At 42.9% G+C, this 7,170-nt stretch carries 4 protein-coding genes; all 4 read left to right on the top strand.

Annotated features, from left to right (window positions below):
* The first annotated feature begins 472 nt into the window (after positions 1 to 472).
* On the top strand, positions 473 to 1,282 hold the full coding sequence (locus Q0238_RS00450; protein ID WP_297941795.1) for a transporter substrate-binding domain-containing protein: 810 nt from the start codon (positions 473 to 475) through the stop codon (positions 1,280 to 1,282).
* Positions 1,283 to 1,376: 94 nt separating this feature from the next.
* Positions 1,377 to 2,183, top strand: a complete 807-nt coding sequence (locus tag Q0238_RS00445) for a transporter substrate-binding domain-containing protein (protein WP_297904974.1) — start codon at positions 1,377 to 1,379, stop codon at positions 2,181 to 2,183.
* 100 nt (positions 2,184 to 2,283) lie between these two features.
* Positions 2,284 to 3,087 carry a transporter substrate-binding domain-containing protein gene (locus Q0238_RS00440; protein WP_005870746.1) on the top strand — a complete coding sequence of 268 codons (804 nt, stop codon included), beginning with the start codon at positions 2,284 to 2,286 and terminating at the stop codon, positions 3,085 to 3,087.
* A 580-nt stretch (positions 3,088 to 3,667) separates the two neighbouring features.
* Positions 3,668 to 7,170, top strand: a 3,503-nt coding sequence (locus Q0238_RS00435; RefSeq protein ID WP_297941792.1) for a hypothetical protein, incomplete at its 3' end; no start/stop codon positions are given.

Raw genomic sequence — 7,170 nt, 5'->3', positions numbered from 1 at the left:
CTAGACGCGAGCTAGAACAATACGTGCTAAGCAAAATCGTAGAAGTTGGCGAAAAATAGTTTTAAAATACCGCAAAATTCTATAACACAAAACAGCATTTCAACCCAAGCAAATTTTAAAATTTTATTGCGAAATATGCGGCACGTAGGCAAGACGTAAAAATTCCAGCTCGAAAAGCAAGCAGGTATGATGGATGAATTCCAAATTAAAATTCTATGCCGATACAGCAAAAACTGCACCGTAAATTACGATAGATAAATTTTAATCAAAGCTTATACTTTCCTGCGCCACATTTCGCTACGGCTAAATTTCACTTCATAAAATTTATCTATCGCTTCTTAAATTATAAATCTCGTTCGCTTACTACCGATTTAGCAATCCGTATTATGTAATTGAAGTTATGTTTAACTATTTTAGGGTAAAATCACGCAATATCTAAGGGATAATATTAAATTTAAGAAAAGGATAGTTTATGAAGCTACTTTTTTGCATTATTTTTACGCTTTGCAGCGGTGTTTTTGCGGGCAGTTTGGAGCAGATCAGATCTGCCGGAGTCGTTAAAATCGGTGTTCGTGATGGTAGGCCGCCTTTTAGTGATGAAAAAAGTGGTAATTTCGAAGGCTTTGAAATCAACCTTGCAGATGCTATAGCTAAGAGCATATTCGGCGATAAGCGCGGTAGAGTCGAGTTCGTCCCTTTAAATGCCACCGATAGGATCTCTGCATTACAAAACGATAAGGTAGATCTTGCAGTCGCGACCATCACGATAACGCAAGATAGAAAAAGGCAAATCGACTTTTCTTATCCATATTTTTCGATGAGCTTGGGAGTTTTGACACGTAAAAGCGACGGCATCAAAAGCATAGACGATCTTTCAAACAAAAAAGTCTTAGTAGAGGGTAACGGTACTACGGCAGAAAATTTTTTGTATAAAAATAAAATCCACAATCTAATCCATTGCTCCATTACTACCGAATGCTACGATATGCTTAAGCAAGGCAAAGCCGATGCTTACGTTAACGATAATCTCATTGTACTAGCTTATTCCATTATCGACGACAATTTAGAAGTAGCAATCCAAAATCTAGGCAATCCGGAATTCTTAGGCATCGGGGTGCGCAAAGGCAATACCGAATTGCTTGATCTGATAAATAAAGAGCTTGTTACACTTAGCAAGCAGGGCTTTTTCGAACGTTCTTATGATGAAACTTTTAAGCCATTTTATCAAGGCGCTGCAGATAAAAAATATTTCTTACTAGATGGGCTCTATGCCATATTTTAGGACGAAATTTAGCAGTGTTTTATCTAACGGCTTCGACTAAAACGTCATTTATGATAAGCGGATAATATGCGAAATCCCATTTTAAGGACATAAAATGAAACTACTTTTTATAGCGGCTCTATTTTGTGCGGCGCTTTTTGCCGATAGCCTAGATCAAATCAGACAAAACGGCGTCATTCGCATCGGAGTGCGCGACGCCCATCCGCCGCTTTGCGAGTCAAATGGCGGCAAATTTGAAGGATTTGAAATCGATCTTGCAAACGCGATCGCTAAAGAAATTTTTGGCAAAAAAGAGGGCAAAATCGAGTTCATTCCACTAAGCGTAAATGATAGGATTCCATTTTTAGAGGCAAATAAGCTTGATTTGGTGATCGGTCTATTTAGCATCACCAACGAACGAAAAAGAAAGATCGATTTCTCCCTCCCCTACCTCTCCGTAAATTTGGGCGTATTAACGCGCAAAGCCGACGCTTTTACCGATATCGCGCAGCTTCATGATAAAAAGATCGTATTCGAAGGCGACGCGACGGTAGCCGAGAAATTTTTCAAAACCAAGGGATTTAAAAATTTAGGCCATTGCGCTTCGGCTAAGGAATGCTACGAAATGATTCGAAATGGCGATGCGGACGGCTATATAAACGACAATCTCATCGTGCTTGCATATTCCGTCATCGATGATACTTTGGAAGTGCCGTTTAAAAACCTAGGCCCTAGCGATTTCATCGGCATCGGCGTGCAGAAAGACAACAAAGAACTACTTGATTTCGTCAATGCAGAGCTCATCAAGCTAAGCAAAGAGGGCTTTTTCAAAAAGGCCTACGAGCAGAGCTTTGATCCATTCTATCGCGGTACGGCAGATAAGAAATATTTTCTGCTAGATGGAATTTATAATATGCTCTAAGAGCTTGCTTTAAATTTTGAGTCCGGCTTTTAGAATTTTAGTAAATAAAATTTCCCGCTTCGTTTGAAGGCGGAAGAGAGATTAAATTTAAGGATTTGCCATGAAATTGCTTCTTGCAATGTTGCTACCATTTATCGTTGCTTTCGCCGATAGTTTGGAACAGATCAGATCAAAAGGCGTCGTTCGCATCGGCGTTTACGACGGACAGCCTCCTTTTAGCGAGCTAAACGATGGAACTTTCGAGGGCTTTGAAGTTACGATGGCGCAGGCCATAGCAAATGATCTTTTCGGCGAAAAAGGCGGCAGAATCGAGCTTGTACCGATGAAGGTCGAGGATAGAATTCCAGCACTAGTAAACAACCGCGTAGATATCGTCATCGCTACGATTACCATTACGCCTGAACGCGCGCAGCAGATCGATTTTTCAACACCGTATTTTTCGGTAAATCTTGGAGTTTTAACCCGCAAGGCCGATAGAATAAAATCCTTAGCCGATCTGCGAGAGAAAAGAATTTTGCTCGAAAGCGGCGGTACAGGCGAGGCATTTTTTAAACAAGAAGGCTTTGGAAATTTTACATTTTGCAAGATTGCCAGGGAGTGCTACCGCATGCTAAAAGACGGCGACGTGGACGCCTACGCGACCGATAATCTAATCGCAATGGCATATCCGGTAGTCGATAGCGAGGTAGAAGTACCGCTTAAAACTCTAGGCAAGCCCGATTTTATGGGTATTGGCGTTCAGAAAGGCAATAAAGAGCTACTGGATTTCGTCAATGCAGAGCTTATAAAGCTAAGCAAAGAAGGTTTTTTTGAAAAGGCGTACGAAGGGACTTTTAATCCATTTTATCACGGCGCTGCGGATAAAAGATATTTCTTGCTAGATGGAATTTACAGCTTCTTGTAGGATTTGCGGCTTATCTTAAAATTTATCACGCAAGATTTATCGCGTAAATTCTATCTCCTGCTTGCTATGCTTTAGCTCTTGTAGCATGGATCACATAAAATTTATCGCGTAATTTTGCTTGTTTAAATTTTTCAAAAAAGCTTTTTCGCGGGCGAAACGGCACTTATATAAAATTCCGCTCGCTTAAAATTTATCTTGCATAAATTCTACTGAGTTTTGAGGTACTACGGAGCGAATTTTGATTTTCGTTTGAAATTTATCCTGCATAAATTTTACCGCAGCTTGAAATTGCCAGAATTAATTTAGCTCAGATTTTCATTATTTCAAATTTTACTCAGAATCTCTTTACTAGGATTTTTTTACCTCTTGCAATCCGCTCAAAATACCCCCCCTCTAAAAAGGGGTAAATTTTACAGTCAAGAATTTATTCTGCACAAAGAGTGAATTTTTTTACTACTTAAAATTACAAATGCAGCCCCCTCTGTCAAAGACTAACCAGCGCTTCTTTAAAATTTCATATTGCAAACTGATCTATTTTTATGTATAATCGCAAACTTTACGAATTTCAAAGGATCAATATATGAAAAAATCCATCTGCTCCTCTATGCTTAGCCTCGCAGCGGTGCTCGCACTAGCGCCCGCACAAGCGCTTTGTAACGCAGATTCTAATCCGCCGCTTATCCACACCCACAATAATCTATATTCGGCAGGATTTAGCGGCAATACTAGCGGCAGCGGAAGCACCAGCCCAAATGGCAATATTACGACGATTACGGGTGTTCCAAGCGGCGGGACGGACTACTCTGGCAGCGTGATTTACGGCGGAGGAAGCGGCGACGGGATTGCGGGCTTTACCGAGTTAAACTCCGCCTCCAACAATAGACTTACGATTAGAGGCGCAAACGCTTACGTGGGTATCGCAATAGGCGCCGAGGCCAAGGGTGTATCTGATAATTACGTGAGCTTGGAAAACGGCTCTAAGGTAAATTTGGTCGTGGGCGGGCAAGGCATAGCGGCGTCTAAAACAGGCAACGAAGGCGAAGCGACGCGGAATCAGGTTTTTGTAAAATACGGCGCCGAAATTACGGGAAATGCCGATAACTTCGGCGGTAATGCAAGCAGACATTACAATATCATCGGCGGCAGAAGCGGAGCGGACAAAAAAGCCTCCTCTAACGCCGTAACGATCGACGGAGGCACTATTGGCAACAGCTCCGTTAAAAATGTAATCGTAGGCGGTATAGTAAGCGGTGGCGGTAATGCCGTATCAAATAGAATAACTATCAAAAGCGGCACATTTAGAGGAAGCTTTGATATATTCGGCGCTCAATCCTCCACGGGGCAAAGTAACTCTAATAGCGTCAATATAACGGCACCTTATTACGGCGGCACAAGCACTATTACTTTAAGCGGTAGTGGTAGAATTTGGGGCGCAGCGGGCGGAAGCGGAAACTCTAGCGCAAACTCCGTATCCATAAGCGCAAAGCTAAAAGCGCAAAATTACCAAGTAGTAGGCGGTCAAGCAAATAGCACTAGCGTAATGAGCGCAAATCGCGTAGAAATCAACAACGACGATGCAATCGTAGGCAGCGTCACAGGCTCTTTGGGCGGCGCCTCAAGCTCGCGAAGCGTAGTTGATCTTATAAAAGGTACAGTAAAAGGTGATGTCGCGGCAGCAAGCGGCATTGCAGGCGAATCGGATGGCGATAGAGTTACTCTAGGAGCGTTAGACTCCAACAAAGGCGTACACATCGGAGGCAATGTCTATGGCGCACGTGCGGGAAGCGTCAAAAACGCAGTCGTTTATATCAATAAAGAAAGAACGACGATAGCAGGAGACGTCTTTGCGGGCTACGCTACAAGCGGCAGCGTCGAGAATAGCAACGTAAATTTTAGAGGCGGCACGATAAGCGGTACAATCTACGGCAGCAATAAGAATTCAGATAAAACTAATACGTTGCATATCGAAAATTGGGTCGGCGGCGGCATTAAAAAAGCTAAAGACATTAAAAATTTCGGCTCTATAAATTTTCACGATCTATATTCTACTACCGAAGCCGATGCGCCACTTACTCTAACCACTGGCGGCAATACGAATTTAAACGATACAAAGATAGAGGGTATAAAATCAGATCTTGGCGAAGGAAAGTACTATCTGATACATAATTCAGGCGGCGGCACGATTACTAGAGCCGCACAAATCGTGCAAGATAATCAAATTTATACGATTACCGACAAAGACCACTATCAAATCACCGGCACTACGATCGAGGTCGAAAACAGCAAGAATTTAATCATGCAAAAGGGCACGCTAACTCGCTCTTGGATAGACCCCAACTTCGATCAAAGCGAGCTAATGCAAAATCAAAATTCTAACAAGGCTGCGGGCGCTACTGAGCTATTCGGCAATAAAGGAAACACCGTAATAGTAAAGGAGAATGCAGGCAATCTAGGCGGCAAAAACATAAGCTCGGGCAGAGACGACGCTACGGACGGAAGCAATAGCATCCACGATAACTACGCCAAGATCAAGGGCGGAAGCAACATAGGTGAGATCGACGGAGGATACTCAAATTCCGCTACCTCGCAAGAAATTTATAATAACCACGTAACTTTCGAAGCAAGCGGAATAGACGTGGGGTACGTAAATGCGGGCATCACTCATAGCAGTAGCGGAGGCGGGAACGTCCACGATAATAGCGTAACTACGAATGCTACGATAATCCACAATAGCATTTACGGCGGCAATACTAGCAACGGGGAAGCTAAATCCAATATCGTAACTATAAACAACGGCAGCGTAGGAGCAATGGCGGTAGGCGGCAAGGGAAACAGCACGATTTCCAACACCATAACTCTTAACTCGGTAAACGTAGGCGGAAGCGTATATGGTGGAAAGGCTAGCGGCGCTGCTTCCTCCAACACTGTAAATTTAAACGGCAACACGCAGATCGCCGGCAACGTCTACGCAGCGGAAGCCGTTAGCGGCAGCAACAACGTAGTAAATTTCAGAAGCGGCAGCGTAGCAGGCACGATATACGGCGTATCTAGTGCAAACGCTAGCAATTCGGGCAATAGCCTAAATATCCTATCTTCAAACTCCGGCAATGGCCTAAATGCAGGGAATTTTGCAAATTTCAATAAATTGGAATTTAACCTAGCCTCCCTTGGCGAGATTGAAAACGACGTTTCATCAAATGCTAAAAGAGCTTTAAGCTTGACGGGCTCCGGCAATACCGATCTAAGCGGTACCGATATATTTGTGAATTCCGCAAGCGAATTTAACGCTTTAAACAATGCAAGCTATCCAGATGGCGATAATAAGAAATACACACTTGCCTATAAAAGCGGAGGCGGTAAATTTACCGGATATGATCCACGCTTTAAAGACAAGGGCTACGTAACTCAGCTAAATAAAAACTATGTCATAAAGGATGCCAATACCTTTAGCAGAAACATAGGCGGTATGCATATAAGCGAGGATGAGCGGGAGCTTTATATTCAAAAGCTTATTAAGACTAACGAGAGCATAAATGGAGACTTTGATGCGGATGAGCTGCAGAAGTATCTTGGTGCCGGCGGTCTTAACGGAAATAACATAGATATAGGCAAAGCGGGGGAAGATAAGAATTTTAACGGTAGAAATATCCATGCAGCAGGCGCAAATAATACGTTAAATTTTATCAGCGGTCACAATGTAGGCGTAATAAGCGCAAGCGGTGGAGGTAACACCCTTAACATAGGAGCTAGCAATAGCTCTCCTGCTGTAGTAAATTCCTTAAGCGCTAAAAATATTAGCGGTTTTGACAGGCTAAACTTCTTTCTTCCTAACTCTATTAGAGCAGGCGATAGCGTACTTACCCTAAGCGACCCTACTGCCAATACCGATCTAAGCAACGTCGGCAATATCACCGCTTATATAAGCGGAGTAAGCGGTCCGTTAAGTCCAAGCAGCGAGATTCATCTGATAAACAAGCAAGGAAGCGGCAGCCTTATAGCTCCTAACGCAGCCAATATGCACGCAACGTTAAATGTAGGGGTAAGTCTAAGCTATAACCCTAAAATTTATCAAAGCGGCAATTA

The sequence above is a fragment of the uncultured Campylobacter sp. genome (assembly GCF_938045775.1).
GTDB lineage: Bacteria > Campylobacterota > Campylobacteria > Campylobacterales > Campylobacteraceae > Campylobacter_B.
The sequence above is the reverse complement of the archived record's forward strand: the minus strand, read 5'-3'. Positions and strand labels throughout refer to the sequence as shown.